The 15,081-nt window shown below is 69.4% G+C and carries 15 protein-coding genes; 6 read left to right on the top strand and 9 right to left on the bottom strand.

The window, feature by feature from the left end:
• Positions 1-33: 33 nt before the first annotated feature.
• Positions 34-579, bottom strand: coding sequence for an SRPBCC domain-containing protein (locus ND450_RS22025; protein WP_253320670.1), 546 nt, complete (start codon positions 577-579; stop codon positions 34-36).
• On the bottom strand, positions 563-910 hold the full coding sequence (locus ND450_RS22020) for a helix-turn-helix transcriptional regulator (protein WP_253320669.1): 348 nt from the start codon (positions 908-910) through the stop codon (positions 563-565). The genes ND450_RS22025 and ND450_RS22020 overlap by 17 nt, the downstream gene beginning before the upstream one ends.
• 79 nt (positions 911-989) lie before the next feature.
• On the opposite strand from ND450_RS22020, the gene ND450_RS22015 reads away from it, so the two are divergent.
• Genes ND450_RS22015 through ND450_RS22005 form a run of 3 tightly spaced genes read left to right on the top strand, consistent with a single transcriptional unit; the run spans position 990 to position 3,056 of the window.
• Positions 990-1,409 (top strand): hypothetical protein, encoded by a 420-nt coding sequence (locus ND450_RS22015; protein WP_253320668.1) that lies wholly within the window; start codon positions 990-992, stop codon positions 1,407-1,409.
• A 38-nt stretch (positions 1,410-1,447) separates the two neighbouring features.
• A complete protein-coding gene (locus ND450_RS22010; protein WP_253320667.1) occupies positions 1,448-2,413 on the top strand; it encodes a DUF3500 domain-containing protein in 966 nt (321 codons plus the stop codon).
• Entirely contained in the window at positions 2,391-3,056 is a 666-nt protein-coding gene (locus tag ND450_RS22005; RefSeq protein WP_253320666.1) for an endonuclease V, read from the top strand. Before ND450_RS22010 ends, ND450_RS22005 begins: the two co-directional genes overlap by 23 nt.
• Here ND450_RS22005 and lspA read toward each other — a convergent pair.
• The 3 genes from lspA to ND450_RS21990 are packed head-to-tail and all read right to left on the bottom strand — an operon-like array spanning position 3,028 to position 5,333.
• The gene (lspA, locus tag ND450_RS22000) at positions 3,028-3,513 is read right to left on the bottom strand and encodes a signal peptidase II (protein ID WP_253320665.1); all 486 of its coding nucleotides are present in this window, start codon (positions 3,511-3,513) and stop codon (positions 3,028-3,030) included. The genes ND450_RS22005 and lspA overlap by 29 nt on opposite strands.
• 49 nt (positions 3,514-3,562) lie before the next feature.
• The gene (locus ND450_RS21995; protein ID WP_253320664.1) at positions 3,563-4,030 is read right to left on the bottom strand and encodes a DUF4440 domain-containing protein; all 468 of its coding nucleotides are present in this window, start codon (positions 4,028-4,030) and stop codon (positions 3,563-3,565) included.
• Positions 4,031-4,034: 4 nt separating this feature from the next.
• Positions 4,035-5,333 (bottom strand): 6-phospho-beta-glucosidase, encoded by a 1,299-nt coding sequence (locus tag ND450_RS21990; protein ID WP_253320663.1) that lies wholly within the window; start codon positions 5,331-5,333, stop codon positions 4,035-4,037.
• A 348-nt stretch (positions 5,334-5,681) separates the two neighbouring features.
• Here ND450_RS21990 and ND450_RS21985 point away from each other — a divergent pair, with 348 nt between their 5' ends.
• Entirely contained in the window at positions 5,682-7,706 is a 2,025-nt protein-coding gene (locus ND450_RS21985) for a helicase (protein WP_305885171.1), read from the top strand.
• On the opposite strand, the gene cutA is transcribed toward ND450_RS21985, so the two are convergent.
• Together cutA and add are read right to left on the bottom strand one after the other, a co-directional pair.
• Positions 7,689-8,003, bottom strand: coding sequence for a divalent-cation tolerance protein CutA (gene cutA, locus ND450_RS21980; protein WP_253320662.1), 315 nt, complete (start codon positions 8,001-8,003; stop codon positions 7,689-7,691). The genes ND450_RS21985 and cutA overlap by 18 nt on opposite strands.
• Entirely contained in the window at positions 8,000-9,001 is a 1,002-nt protein-coding gene (gene add / locus ND450_RS21975; protein WP_253320661.1) for an adenosine deaminase, read from the bottom strand. Before add ends, cutA begins: the two co-directional genes overlap by 4 nt.
• A 107-nt stretch (positions 9,002-9,108) precedes the next feature.
• Between add and ND450_RS21970 the strand changes: the two genes are divergently transcribed.
• Positions 9,109-10,908, top strand: coding sequence for a Xaa-Pro dipeptidyl-peptidase (locus tag ND450_RS21970; RefSeq protein WP_253320660.1), 1,800 nt, complete (start codon positions 9,109-9,111; stop codon positions 10,906-10,908).
• A gap of 172 nt (positions 10,909-11,080) precedes the next feature.
• On the top strand, positions 11,081-12,121 hold the full coding sequence (locus tag ND450_RS21965) for a DUF4192 domain-containing protein (protein WP_253320659.1): 1,041 nt from the start codon (positions 11,081-11,083) through the stop codon (positions 12,119-12,121).
• Here ND450_RS21965 and ND450_RS21960 read toward each other — a convergent pair.
• Positions 12,091-14,094 (bottom strand): S9 family peptidase, encoded by a 2,004-nt coding sequence (locus tag ND450_RS21960; protein WP_253320658.1) that lies wholly within the window; start codon positions 14,092-14,094, stop codon positions 12,091-12,093. The genes ND450_RS21965 and ND450_RS21960 overlap by 31 nt on opposite strands.
• 6 nt (positions 14,095-14,100) lie before the next feature.
• Positions 14,101-15,063, bottom strand: a complete 963-nt coding sequence (galE, locus tag ND450_RS21955) for a UDP-glucose 4-epimerase GalE (RefSeq protein WP_253320657.1) — start codon at positions 15,061-15,063, stop codon at positions 14,101-14,103.
• Between the last annotated feature and the right edge of the window lie 18 nt (positions 15,064-15,081).

Raw genomic sequence — 15,081 nt, 5'->3', positions numbered from 1 at the left:
GTTGCCTCGACCGGTCCGACGAGGGTGAACGTCCTAGACAGACTGGTCGAGGCCGGGCGGCTCGGGGACGTTCTCCGTCCTGGTGCCCGACGGCATCGCCCACATGAAGGCGCGCATCATCGCGTACTGGAACTTCAGGCCGGTGCCGACGTCGCCGGACTCCACGACCTGCTTGAGCGCGGCGAGGATGCCCTTCCACGTCGAGTCGACCTTGTCGAGCCGCTCGACGCCCTCGGGCCACCCGGAGTTGCGCACCGTGACGCGCGTGCCGCCGTCGACCTCTTCGAGCTCCCACGAGACGACGGTCCACGGGTCGTCGCGCATGGTGAGCCGCTGCGTGTGGGAGAGCAGCCGCGGCGGATCGACCTCGACGACGCGGCCGACGACGAAGACGCGCGTGCCGTCGGTCGACCGGTAGTACAGCGGCGCGCCCGGTTCGAGGGAGGAGTCGAGGACCGCGTCCATCATGGCGCGCTGCTTGCCGTCGAGTTTGGTGATCTCCGCCCACACCTTCTCGATGGGCGCGGCTATCACGATGCTGTGCACCAGCTCGGTGCCGGGTTCAGCCAACGTCCTCATCCTCCTGTTCGGCACTCTCGACCGCGAGTTTCAGGCCGACCAGCGCCGCTGCCCAGTTCTCCTCGTACTGTGCGACCCACCGCTGGTGGATCTGCTGGATGGGCACGGGGTTCAGGTGGTTGACCCGTTTCCGGCCCCGCGGCTCCACGACCACCAGATCGGCCTCGCGGAGCACACCGAGGTGCTGCATGACGACGTGCCGGCCGGTCTCCAACGCCTCGACCAGCTCGCCCGTGGTGCGCGGGCCCGTGCGCAGGACGTCGAGGATCGCGCGCCGCAGCGGGTTCGCGAGGGCGCGCCAGACGGCGTCGTCATCATGTGGCAACTTCATTACGTAAGATTTTTAACACCTGTCGGCCCGGCTGTCGAGGGCCGGTCACAAGTCGGCGCCGTACCTCGTCCGTATCGACATGAGCGTTCTTCGCGGAGGTCTCGTGTTCCTCGCCCTGGTCCAGGCCGTGCAGGGTGGTTGGCCGTTGTTCGCGCCTCAGGGCTTCTACGACAACTTCCCGTTGCCGTCGAACCCCTGGGTGGCCTACTTTCCGCCGTTCAACGAGCACCTGCTCCGGGACTTCGGCGCCCTCAACCTCGCGTTGTGCGCGGTGTTCGTGTTCGCCGCGGTGACGATGGAACGCAGGCTCGTCCAGGCGGCGCTGGCCGGCTACCTGGTGTTCGCCGTCCCGCACCTGGTCTTCCACCTGAACCACCTGTCGCACATGCCGTTCGCCGACCAGGTCGGCAACGTCGTCTCGTTGACCGCCGTCGTCCTCGTCCCACTGGCGTTGCTGCTGCTGACGCGGAAGGTCCCGGTTGCTGCGACTGCTCGATGAGCACTGCTGCACCGCCACAACGCCTATAAGTTCGAGAGATGCTGCACGACGTCGCCGACGCCACGCACCACTACATCGATTCGCTCGCCGGTGACCAGCGCGAACACGCGATCCGCGCAGTCACCGACGACGACCTGCGCCACCGCTGGGCGTACACACCCGGTACACGCTCCGGACTCGCGCTCGGCGAGCTCCGCCGGGACCAGCGCAAAGCGGTGCACGGCATGCTCGCGACCGTCCTCAGCCCGCACGCCTATGCCCAGGCCGCGGCGGTGATGGCGTTGGAGGACGTGCTCGACCACCGTGAAGGCGGACACCGCGACCGGCACAACAACGACTACTGGACAGTGCTCTTCGGCACTCCCGGCGGCAACGAACCGTGGGGATGGCGCGTCGAGGGACACCACCTGTCGGTGAACGTCGTCGTCGCCGACGGCCGCGTCTCGGCGACACCGTTCTTCCTCGGCGCGAACCCGGCCCGCGTCACCTACCGCGGCCGCGTGGTCGGCCAGCCGCTGCGCCTGGAGGAGGAACTCGCCCGCGAACTCCTCGACCGCATGGGCCCGACCGCGCGCCGCCTGGCCGTCGTCGCCGACACCGCGCCGCACGACATCCGCACCGGCAACGCGTCCCGCGTGAGCCCGTCCGAACCGGTCGGCGTGACGCCGGCCCAACTCGGCAAGCCCGCCGCGGAGCTGCTCGTCGACATCGTCCGCTTCTACCTCGACCGGCTCGCCTACGAGCTCGCCGACGAGGAGTTCGCCCAGATCGACCCGGACCGCCTGCACTTCTCGTGGGAGGGCTCGCTCCGCCGGGGCGAGGGCCACTACTACCGCGTCCAAGGCCCGGAACTGCTCATCGAGTACGACAACACGGCCAACGAGGCCAACCACGTCCACACGGTGTGGCGTCGTCATTCGGGCGACTTCGGCGACGACCTGCTCGCCGCCCACTACGACACGTCACGGCACACTGTCGGCCGTGGAGTGGCCCAGAACGGTTGACGACGCCGTCGCGTTGCAGGAGCGCCTGCGCACCCAGGTGATCACGACGAGTGCTCCTGACCTGCGCATAGACACCGTCGCAGGCCTCGACGTCGGCTACCGCGGCGATGACGCGGTGGTGGGCGTCTGCGTGGTGTTCGACGCGAAAACGCTGGTCGTCCTCGACGAGGTCGTCGTCGAGGACACCACGGACTTCCCCTACATCCCCGGCCTCTTCGCGTTCCGCGAGATGCCGGTCCTGCTGCGCGCCCTCGAACGCCTGACCGTCATGCCGGACCTGCTGGTCGCGGACGGCCAAGGCCTCGCCCACCCGCGCCGGTTCGGCCTCGCGTGCCACCTCGGCGTGCACACCGGCATCCCGAGCGTCGGCGTCGCCAAGAACGCGATGGGCAGGTTCGAACAGCCCGGCCACGCCCGAGGGTCGATGAGCGACCTCGTCATGGACGACGACCACGGCGACGAGGTCGTCGGCAGGGCACTGCGGACGCAGAACGGCGTCAAGCCGGTGTTCGTGTCGGTCGGCCACCGGATCGACCTCGACCGCGCGTGCGCCGAAGTGCTGCGCCTGGCCCCGCGCTACCGGCTGCCCGAGACGACCCGCCGCGCCGACACGCTCACTCGGCGGGTTGCTTCGTCGGGGTGAAGCTCATCAGCACGAGCAGGATGGCGCCGCCGACGAGCGCGATGTCCGCGACGTTGCCGACGAACCAGCCGTTGTAGTCGATGAAGTCGACGACGTGCCCGCGCGCGAACCCCGGCGGCCGGAACAGCCGGTCGAGCAGGTGCGTCGTCGCCCCGCCCAGCATCAACGCGAGCGCGGCCGCGCGCAGCCTCGTCTGCGGCTGCATGCCGTACCGGGCGAGCAGGACGACCGCGACGGCCGCGACGATGGTGAAGATCCACGTCGACCCCGCGCCGATCGAGAACGCGGCACCGGGGTTGTAGAGGAGCCTGAGCTGCAGGAACTCCCCGAGCACGGGAATGGGCGCGCGGCCGGTCAGCGCGCTCTCGGCCCAGAACTTCGTGGCCTGGTCCAGCAGCAGCACGAGCACGGCGATGCCCATGACGAGTGGCACGCGGCGAGAGGTGGTGGTGTCCATTTGCGGTCGAGCGTAGTTAAGAACACCACCACTCGGCATCAGACCCTCGTCACTCCTTGAACGCGTCGACGTCGTCGACGTCGAACGCAGCGAGGAACTCCTCCTCCAGCGTCGCCGACCGTTCGTCCGTGTCGTAGTCGACGCAGATGCGCCACCGTCCGTCCGTGCACCGCGAATATGTGTGGAAGCGGCCATAGAACGTGCGCCCGTCACCATCCGCACGTGTCGACACGAGCCGGAAGACGCCACGCTCGCTCGCGACGTCGTTCGCCACGATCCGCTCGACGAACCGGAGCGAGATGCTCACGGAACTTCCGCGGCCGGCGAGTTCGGCGAACCACTCCTCGATCTGGTCCGGGTACTCCGCGAACCCGATCACCTGCTTCGCGGGCCCACCGGCGCGGATCAGTTCCGGCGCGTGCAGAGCCAGGAACGCCGGGGCGTCGAGCCGCGCGTAGGCGACCGCGAACGGGTGCCAGACGTCGTCGTTGAGCTGCCGCACCAGGTCGGTGTCCACGACCTCAGAAGGTAGCGCGGAAGACTCCCGACAAGAGCGGATGAGCATCGACGATCTGGCGGGCGACGCTGACGGAGTCGACCAGCGGATGCAACGCCAGCGCCTTCACGGCGTGCGCCCGCTCGCCGCTGACGGCAGCCTTGATCGTCGCGCGCTCGACCGCCTTCAGCGCCGTGACGAGTCCGACGCCCTCGTCCGGCACCTGGCTGACCGAGACCGGCCGCGCCCCGTTCGCGTCGACCAGGCTCGGCACCTCGACGACCGCGTCGGCGTCGAGGCACGACAACGTCGTCCCGTTCGGCACGTTGAGGATCAGCGTGGCCCGCTTGTCCGACGCGATCGCGTGCATCAGATCGAGCGCGACCCGTTCATAGCCACCGCCGTCGAGGTCGTCGGCGTCGCGTTCGTCGTCGCGGGTCTCCGCCATGTAGGTCTGCTCCCGTTCGAGACGGGTCCGTTCCCAGCTCTCCCACGACGGCGCCGCGTAGAACCGCTTCTGCTGCTCCAGCAGGAACGCCCCACGGGAAGCGCCGGACTCGACCGCCTCACGCGTGAAGTAGTAGTAGTGCAGGTACTCGTTCGGAATGGCGCCCAACGTCCGCAGCCACTCCGCCCCGAAGAGCTTGCCCTCCTCGAACGACTCGAGCCGCCCGGCGTCGGCGAGCAGATCCGGCAGCACGTCCCGCCCCCGCACGTGGACACCGCGCAACCAGCCGAGGTGGTTGAGGCCGGCGTAGTCGAGCCAGGCGTCTTCGAGGGTCGCCCCCACGGCCCGGACGACCCGCTTGCCGAGCCCGACGGGGGAGTCGCAGATCCCGATGACGCGCTCGCCGAGGTGCGCCGACATCGCCTCGGTGACCATGCCCGCGGGGTTCGTGAAGTTGATGACCCAGGCGTCGGGCGCGTGCACAGATATGCGGCGCGCGATGTCGAGCGCGACGGGCACGGTACGCAACCCGTATGCAACGCCGCCGGCGCCGACGGTCTCCTGGCCGAGCACACCACACCCCGACGCGACGCTCTCGTCGGCCGCACGCCCCTCGAGCCCGCCGACGCGAATCGCGGAGAACACGAAGTCCGCTCCACGCAGCGCCTCGTCGAGGTCGGTCGACGCCGACACGACCGGCGCGTCCGGCACACCGGTCGCGAGCTCGACGAGCACGCCCCCGATCGCGGCGAGCCTGGCGGAGTCGAGGTCGTGCAGCACGACCTCGGTCACGCGGCCGGGCGAGCGATCGGCGAGCAACGCCCGGTAGACGAGCGGCACGCGGAAGCCGCCCCCACCCAGGATGACCAGCTTCATGCCTCGACCACGTCCATTCGGGCCTCTTCCGCAGTGTGAACCGCTCCGCCGATCCTACATTTCCCGCTGCGGTGGACAGCGAATTGCCAGGGTGACCTCGGGACAGCTCGCAGGCCGACGGCGCTGAATGAGTAGCCGAGGGGACCCGTGGCCCTGCACGAGTCCGACGTAGCTGCCGCGCCGGTCTCATCGCGGCAGCTCAGTGTGCCCTCGATGACGATGGAATCGGTCAGTCGCGGGATCTCTCAAAGGGTTCCGCGCGCGACTGGAACGTGATAGAAAGAATAGCTTTGCATTTTCGGAATGAATTTTCCGGGAAGATAGAATTATTGTATCACAGGGGGCAAGGTGTTGGCGAGCGAACAGGCACGGATCACCTCTCTGTATGAAAAGCTCGACGAAGAACGGAACAAAGCGGCCGCCGACCTCGCGGCCGCACTGCGGGACACGACCACCCGGCGGCTCGACCGCGAGGCGTCCGTCGAGGTGCTGACCAGGGAAGTCGGGAAGTACCGCGCGGCGGAGGAAGGGCTGTGCTTCGGCCGCATCGACTCGGAGAACGGCGACCGCACCTACATCGGACGCGTCGGCCTGTTCGACGACGACTTCGCACCGCTGCTGCTGGACTGGCGCGCACCGGCGGCGCGGCCGTTCTACACGGCGACCGCGGCGAATCCGGAGGGCGTCGTGCTCCGGCGGCACTTCCGCGTACGTGATCGGGAGCTGTGCGACTTCCACGACGACGAACTGCTCACCGACGCCACCGCACTGCTCGACGCCCTCAACGCGCCGCGGACCGCGACCATGCGCGACATCGTCTCGACCATCCAGGCCGAGCAGGACGAGATCATCCGCTACTCGGGCCCCGGCGTGCTGGTGATCGAGGGCGGACCGGGCACCGGCAAGACCGCCGTGGCGCTGCACCGCGTGGCATACCTGCTGTATACGCGTCGTGAACGCCTCTCGCGGCACGGTGTCCTGATCGTCGGCCCGAACACCGGCTTCCTCCACTACGTCGGCGACGTCCTGCCGTCGCTGGGCGAGACCGACGTCGTCTTCGCGACCCCTGGCGAGCTGTATCCCGGCGTCGCGACGGACGTGGAGGACACCCCGTCGTTGCAACGCCTGAAGGGGGACATATCGGTTCTGGACCTGCTCGCCGTCGCTGTCGCCGACCGGCAGGAACTCCCCGACGAGCCCGTCGAGATCGAGCTGGAGGACGTCGTCGTCCCGCTCGACGCGCACATCGCCGCCGTCGCGCGGGAGAAGACGCGCTACTACGGACTGCCGCACAACGCCGCCCGCAAGTACTTCTTCCTCGCGCTCGCCGAAGAACTCGTTGCGCCGGCGATGCGGCTGATCGGCGTCGACTGGCCGGAGATCGAGGAGGACGTCCGCCACGAACTCCGCCACAGCTCGGAGTTGCTCGACGCCGTCGACAGGCTGTGGCCACTGCTCACACCACAGCAACTGCTCGCCGACCTCTACGAAGGCCGCTGCTTCCGAATCGGCGCCCCGGAGCTCTACCGGCCCGACGGCGCGGCGTGGACGGTGTCCGACGTGCCGCTGCTGGACGAGCTCGCCGACCTGCTCGGTTCCGACGGCTCCGCGGAACGCGCGGCGAGACGAGAGGAGGAGGAACAGCTCGAATACGCGCGCGGCGTCATGGACGTCCTGTCGATCGACAAGCGCGCGGACTCCGACGAGTACATCGTCACGGACTTCGTCAACGCCGAGGTGCTGGCGGCCAGGAACGAGGTCCGCGACCGCCGCACTCTCGCCGAACGGGCCGCCGACGACCGCATGTGGACCTACGGTCACGTGGTCGTGGACGAAGCACAGGAACTGTCCGCGATGGACTGGCGAGTCCTGCTGCGCCGATGCCCGAACAAGTCGATGACGGTCGTCGGCGATCTCGCGCAGCGCCAGGCGGCGGGAGGCGTCCGGAGCTGGGGTTCGGTGTTCGAGCGGTTCACCTACCGCCGGCTCGAGGTCAACTACCGCACCCCCGGCGAGATCATGGCCGTCGCCACCCCGGTCCTGAAGCTCGTCGACCCCGACGCGTCAGCGCCGGTCTCGGTGCGCAACGCCGGCGTCCGCCCGTGGGCTCGCCACGTGACCGACGTGTCGGCAGCGGTACGCGAAGAACTCGACGCGCACGCCGGCACACGCGGCGACCGCACGATCGCCGTCATCGGCGAAGGCTGGATGTCACCGCGCGCGTCGAAGGGCCTGGAGTTCGACGTCGTCCTCGTCGTCGAACCGCAACGCATGGCTCCCAGCGAGCTCTACGTGGCGTTGACGAGGGCGACGCAGCGGCTCGGCGTCCTGCACACCGAACCGCTGCCGCGCCACCTACGAGGTCTCCTCTGAGACCCATGCGAGGTAGTCGTCGTTGCCTCCGGTCACGGGCGTGACGACGACCTCGGGCACGTCGTAGCTGTGCCGCGCCTTGATGTGCGCGACGAGTTCGTCGACGCGGATGGCGGACGTCTTCACGACGCACTGCCATTCCGCGTCGACGCGCACTTCGCCCTCCCACCGGTAGACGCTGCGGATCGGCACGATCTGCACGCACGCGCCCAACCGCGCCTCGACGATGCCCTTCGCCAACGACTCCGCGGCCTCGGGGGAGTCGACCGTCGTCGTCACCACATTCGCACCACTCACAGCGCGTCGATCTCCTTCAGCAGTCGGTCCTTCAACTCGACCGGCGCGTACGACGCCCGCACCGCCGCTCGCGCGAGTCCGGCGAGGTCGTCGCGGCCGAACCCGAACCGCTCGTGGCACAGCAGGTACTCGCGGTCGAGGTCGGTGTGGAACATGCCGGGGTCGTCGGTGCTGATCGTCACCGGCACCCCGGCCTCCACGAGCCGCGGCAGCGGGTGCTCGTCCAGCGACCGCACCGCGCCCGTGCGGATGTTCGACGTCGGGCACACCTCCACGACGACGCCCTCGTCGGCGAGACACCGCACCAGGTCGGGGTCCTGCACCGCACTGACGCCGTGCCCGATCCGTTCGGCACGAAGATCCCGCACCGCGGCCCAGATCTCGCTCGGCGGCGTCGTCTCACCGGCGTGCGGCACCATGTGCAGTCCCGCGTCACGGGCCAGCGCGAACGCCTCGCGGAAGTTCGACCTGGGCGAGTCCGACTCGAACCCGCCGAGCCCGAACCCGACCAGCCCCTCAGGTCGGTGGCCGGTCGCGAACCGCGCGCTCGTCATGCCCCAGTCGCGATCCCACACACCGGGAACGTCGAAGATCCACTGCAACGTCACGCCGTGCACGGCGAGGGCCTCGTCCCGCCCCGCCCGCAACGCCTCGACGAGCTCGGCGGGCTCGATGCCGGCACGCAGATGGCTGGTCGCGCTGATCGTCAGCTCCGCATAGCGGACGTTGGTCCGTGCGGCGTCACGCGCGTATCCGACGACGAGCGTGCGGACGTCCTCGCCGGTGGTGACCAGGTCGTTGACGATGCCGTAGACGTTGATGAAGTGCCGGAAGTCCCTGAACTCGTAGAACTTCCGCAATGCGGCCTCGTCGGTCGGCACCCGTCCGCCGGGGTGGTTGCGGGCGAGCGCGAGAACCGTCTCGACCGAGGCCGCGCCCACGAGGTGGACGTGCAGCTCGGCCTTCGGCAGCGCGTGGACGAAGTCGGAAATGTGCACGGTCCATGCTCTCAGGTCAAGGGCCATTCGACGGGTGACATGTCTTGCAGTCAAAGGAGAGGGTGCAGGCGAATCCCTGTCTCTGGCTTCCGCATTGGGGGTGCCTCGTGAGGGGCGCACGAAGAGTTGCACTGCTGACAGCGGTGCTGGTTCTGCCATTCCTGCCCGTGACCGCCCAGGCCGCCGAAGGGCCGGTGTTCTCCGACGGCGAGGCGCAACCCGTCTTCGATCCGAAGGACGTGGTGAAGGAGAGCCTCTGGGTCCGGGCACCGGTTGACAGCGACCGCGACGGCAAGGACGACGAGGTCTACACCGAGGTCGTCCGGCCGCGCGCCACCGAACGCGGTCTCAAAGTCCCGGTCGTCTACATGGTCAGCCCGTACTTCTCGGGCGGCAACGACGTCGCCAACCACAACGTCGACGTCGAGCTCTACGTGCCCGACAAGCGCAACGGGCGTCTGCTGAAGTCCAACTCGGACGAACGCATCACCGCCGCCCTCGGCCCGAACCCGATCACCTCGGGCCGTTACGAGGCCTACTTCATCGCCCGCGGATACGCCGTCGTCTACGCCGAGTCGCTCGGCACCGGCAAGTCGACGGGCTGCCCGACGACGGGTGACGTCAACGAGACGATCGGCGCACGTGTCGTCGTCGACTGGCTCAACGGCCGTGCGACCGCACGCACCGCCACGGGCGAGGCCATCAAGGCGACCTGGTCCACCGGCAAGACCGGGATGATGGGCGTCTCCTACAACGGAACGCTGCCCAACGCCGTCGCCTCGACCGGCGTGCGCGGCCTCGAGGCCATCGTGCCGATCGCCGCGATCTCCAGCTGGTACGACTACTACCGCGCGGACGGCGCCGTCGTCGCACCCGGCACGTTCCAGGGCGAGGACGCCGACGTGCTGGCCGAGTACGTCTACACCCGCGCGGACCGGGAGATCTGCAAGCCGATCCTCGCCGAGATCGCGAGGGACCAGGACCGCGTCACCGGTGACTACAGCCGGTTCTGGGACAAGCGCAACTACCTCAACGACGTCCACAAGGTCCGCGCGGCCGTGCTCGCGGTGCACGGGCTCAACGACTGGAACGTCAAGATGACGCACGTCGAGCAGTGGTACTCGGCGTTGAAGAAGGTCGGTGCGCCGCACAAGATCTGGCTGCACCAGTCCGGTCACACGGACGCCGACACACTGCGTTCAGTCGAGTGGCGGCGCACGCTGAACCGCTGGTTCACGCAGTACCTGTGGGGTCACCGCAACGGCGTCGACAAGGAGCCGAAGGCGACGATCCAGCGCGAGGACAAGACGTGGGTCGACGAGAAGGACTGGCCGGCCCCCGGCACCTCCGACGTGCGGCTGCGGCCGTCCGCCGGCGGACCCGCCAAGGGCGGCCTCGGCATCCTGCCCGGTCGTGGTGTCGAGAAGCTGACCGACGACGCGACGAAGACTGCTGAGTCGCTCATCGACCAGGTCTCCTCGCCGAACCGCCTCTCCTACAGCTCGGAGCCGGCGAAGAAGCCGCTGCGGCTGTCCGGCAAGTCGACGGCGAACCTGCGGATCGCGTTCGACCGGCCCGCGGCCAACGTGACGACGTTGCTCGTCGACCGCGCGCCGGACGGCAGGTCGCACGTCATCACGCGCGGCTCGACCGACCCGCAGAACCGGGAGCGCCCCGACCGGACGTCGCCGATCAAGCCGGGCAAGTTCTACGACGTCGAGGTGCCGATCGTGCCGGACGACTACGTCCTGCAGACCGGTCACCGGCTCGAGTTCGTCGTGATCTCCAGCGACTACGACTACACCCTGCGCCCGCAGCCGGGTGCCGGCCTGTCCCTGGACCTCACCCGGACGTCGGTGGAACTGCCGGTCGTCGGCGGCTGGCGCACCGTGCTCCAGTCGTTCTGACGTGGTGCCGTGCTCCGGTCCGACGGGCCGGAGCACGGCAGCCTAGCACCCACCCCCGACAGAACACCGCTCCCGAGCACCCCAAGATCTCAACCTGTCCACACCCGCGAAGTTGTCCACAACCTCGCGGCACCCCCGCCCCACCACCTCGCCCACCCTCCACAGTGGGCCCATGCCCTCAACCCTCTCGAAGCCGATCCGGGTTCGGGACGCCGGCGATCTCTACGCCGCGATCCCGCACCTCATGGGGTTCCACCCGGCCGACTCGCTCGTCGTGCTGGTGCTGAAAGACCACCTGGTCAGCATGACCATGCGCGTCGACCTGCCACGCCCACGACATAGAGGCTTCCTCGCGGCCCAGCTGGAAGGGCCGCTGCTCGAACAAGGCGCGTCCGAGGTGATCCTCGTGGTGGTGTGCGCGCCGACCGAGCACATGCCCGAAGAGCTACCGCACGAGCCGCTCGTCACCGCGCTCGACCTCCGGCTGGGTGGTGTGGGTATCGACGTCGTCGAAGCCGTGTGGCTGCCGTCTTGCCAGAAGGACGCGCAGTGGCTCTGCTACCTCGACATCGACTGCCACGGCACGTTGCCCGATCCCCAGTTGTCCGCTGTCGCCGCGGCGTCGGCGCACGAGGGCAACGTGACGTTCGAGTCGCGCGCCGCCATGGCCGCGATCGCCGCACTGGACCCGCCGGAAGCGCTCGAACGCAGATCCGCGTTGCTCGACGAGCTCATGACGACCACGGGAGACCCTGATCCGCGCACCGAACTGCGGCGGGTGAGCGACGCGATCGACGCCGTGGAACACCGCAAGGGATCGTTGCCGGACAACGACGTCGTCGCCCTGGCAAGGGCGTTGGCGGTGCCCGAGGTGCGCGACGCGAGCATGGGGTTCGCGGCGCAGGCGAGGTCCCGGCACGCCGAACGCCTGTGGCTGGAGCTCACGCGGGCCTGCCCCGCACCGGAACGAGCCGAGCCCGCGTGCCTGCTCGCGTTCTACGCCTACCAGCGCGGCGACGGCGGGATCGCGTCCATCGCGCTCGACGCCGCCGAGGAAGCGTGTCCCGGCCACTCGCTGAGCAAGCTCATCCGCTCCGCCGTCAGCGCCGCGTTCCCGCCGTCGGAGATGCGGGCGCTGGCCGTGAAGTACCTGGCCAGCGCCCGTGAGCTGCTCGCCGGCGCTCAGAGGAGCTCGGGGCGTTCCCAGTCCTGATCCAGGACGTGCTCGGCCAGGAACGCCCACACCGTCTCGTACCAGACCCGAGAGTTCCCGGGGGTGAGGATCCAGTGGTTTTCGGTTGGGAAGTAAAGGTATTTCGCATCGACCCCGTGTCGGACGAGGTCGAAGTAGAGGCGATGCCCCTCACCGATCGGAACCCGGTAGTCCTTGTCGCCGTGGATGACGAGCATCGGGGTCTTGATGTCCGCGACCCGCAAGTGCGGGGAGTTGGCGAGGATCCGCTCCGGCTGGGTGAGCGGGTCGCCCATCTCCCGCATCCAGAAGTAGGAGCTGTCGGTGCCGCCGGAGAAGGCGTCGAGGTGCCACAGGGACGCGTGCGTGACGATCGCGCGGAACCGGTCGGTCTGGGTGGCGATCCAGTTGGCCATGTAGCCACCGAACGACCCGCCCATCGCGGCGGTCCGCGAGGCGTCGATGTCGGCCCGCTCGACGGCGACGTCCGTGATGGCCATGAGGTCGGTGTAGGGCTCGGCGCCCCAGCGACCCCAGCCGGCCTTGATGAAGTCGGGCCCGTAGCCGGTGGACAGAGCGGGGTCGGGCAGCAGGATGGCGTAGCCGCGAGCGGCCATCAGCCACGGATTCCAGCGCCAGGTCCAGCCGTTCCAGCTCATGACGGGCCCGCCGTGGACCCAGAGGACGAGCGGCGCGGGGGAGTCGGCGGAGGCACCCTCGGGCAGCACCAGCCAGGAGCGGACGGTCCTGCCGTCGGCGACGACCGTGGAGATCTCGGTGAGCGTGCCGGGCACCGAGTCGAGGGCGCCGGGCGCGCGCAGCCGTTCCGGGTCCTGGTCGGCGCCGGTGGCCGCGAACCGCACTGGCTGCGGCGGGTGGTCGACGGAGTTGCGCAGCGCGTACAGCGTCTTGCCGTCCGGGCTCACGACCAGGTCGCTGTAGTAGCCGGAGACCGTCAGCTTCGTGATCTCGCCGGTCGCCAGGTCGAGCCGCCACACCGGCTGGTGCCCGAGGTGGCTCGCGGTGAAGAAGACCGCCGAGCCGTCCGGGCTCACCACCGGGTGGTCCGGTTCCTCCTGGAAGCTGGGCGCCAGTGGCGTGATCGAGCCGTCCGCCAGGTCGACGCGCACCAGCTCGCGCCGGTGTGGGGAGTCCGGAGTGGACTCGCGGTGGCGGACAGCGACCAGTGCGGAGGAGTCGGGCGTGAACGTGGCGCCGTGGAAGGAGAAACCCTCCTGGGAGGCGACGGTTCGCGCCGCGCCGCCGGTCGTGGCCACGACCCGCAGTTCGGTTCGGCGGCCGTAGGCGGCGCTGACGTCCACGGAGTGGCCGTGGACAGCCCACTTCCCGTCTGGGCTCAGCTCAACGTCCTCGTCGCTGAGCCTGCTTTCGGAGTCTTCGGTGAGAGCGGTGACGGTCTCGGTACCGACGTCCTCGAGAGGAGCCGCGAACAGGCGCGGGTAGGCGGGACCGAGGTCCGCGTCCCAGTACCTGATCGGGTACGACTCGTGCAGGATCGCTGTCACGCCGGCGTCCTCACGGGCCTTGCGCTTGGCGTTGTCGTCGTCGCCGAACTCCGCGAAGCGGTGCGCCGACGACGTGAACAGCACCGTGTCGCCGGCGGCGCGGACCTGACCGATTCCGCCACCGGGCCGGAGCACCTCGCCGGCCTCGCCGCGGACCGGAAGCCGCCACAGCGCCTTCTTGTCCTGGGACTCGCCGGGCTTCGCGAGCGGGTCCGGGCGGGCCGACAGGAACAGCAGCGATCCGTCCGGCGCGAACACGGGGGAGGAGTCGCCCTTGCCGGAGCGGGTGAGCCGGACGGCCTCCCGTTCCCCGGTGGGGTCGACCTCCCAGAGCGCGCCCTGCCACGTCTTGCCGTCCGGGGCGAGCGTGGACACGACGGTGACGAGCCGGGTGCCGTCCGGGGACAGCGCGAGCGACGCGAGCCGCGGGGTGGCGTTGTAGCTCTCGAAGGAGGCGAAGTCGGTCATCCCGGCTCAGGCTCCGTGCCGGGCGCGGGTGAACTCCCACGCGTCGCGGACGATGCCGGTGATGTCGGCGCGCTCGGGCTTCCAGCCGAGGTCGGCCCGGGCGCGCTCGGCGGAGGCGACGAGGACGGCCGGGTCGCCGGCGCGCCGGGGGGCGACGACGGCGGGGATCGGGTGGCCGGTGACCTCGCGGCAGGTGTCGATGACCTGCTTGACCGAGAAGCCGGTGCCGTTGCCGAGGTTGTAGATCCGGTGCTCGCCGGCGGTGGCGTTCTCCAGCGCGAGGAGGTGGGCGTCGGCGAGGTCCAGGACGTGGATGTAGTCGCGGACGCAGGTGCCGTCCTCGGTGGGCCAGTCCTCACCGTAGATCGAGATGTGCTCGCGCTGACCGAGCGCGACCTGCAGCACGAGCGGGATGAGGTGGGTCTCGGTCGCGTGCCGCTCGCCGATGCTGCCGTAGGCGCCGGCGACGTTGAAGTACCGCAGGCTCGTCGCCGCCAGGCCGTGCGCGGCGGCGTACGACGTGATCGCGTGGTCGATGGCCAGCTTGGTGGCGCCGTAGGTGTTGGTCGGCGCGGTCGGGGCGGTCTCGGGGATCGGCACCTCCCGCGGCTCGCCGTACGTCGCGGCAGTCGAGGAGAAGACGAGCTTCGGCGTGCCGTGATCCTTCATCGCGTCGAGCAGGCGAATCGCCGTCAGGACGTTACCCGTCCAGTACTTGCCGGGGTCCTGCATGGACTCGCCCACGAGGGACTTCGCCGCGAAGTGCAGAACGCCGTCGAACCCTTCTGCGAGGACATCGCCGATCACCTCGGCGATGTCGCCCCGGATGAAGCGCGCTCCCGCGGGGACGGCGTCCTCGTGCCCGGTCGAGAGGTCGTCGAGGACGACCACCTCGTGCCCGGCTTCGAGCAGCCTGGCAGCGCACACGCTGCCGACGTATCCGGCCCCGCCCGTGACGAGCAGCTTCACCACAGTCCTCGCAATCCT

The sequence above is a fragment of the Lentzea sp. HUAS12 genome, assembly GCF_024125735.1.
Lineage (GTDB): Bacteria > Actinomycetota > Actinomycetes > Mycobacteriales > Pseudonocardiaceae > Lentzea > Lentzea albida.
This window is presented reverse-complemented; position numbering and strand designations above follow the sequence as displayed.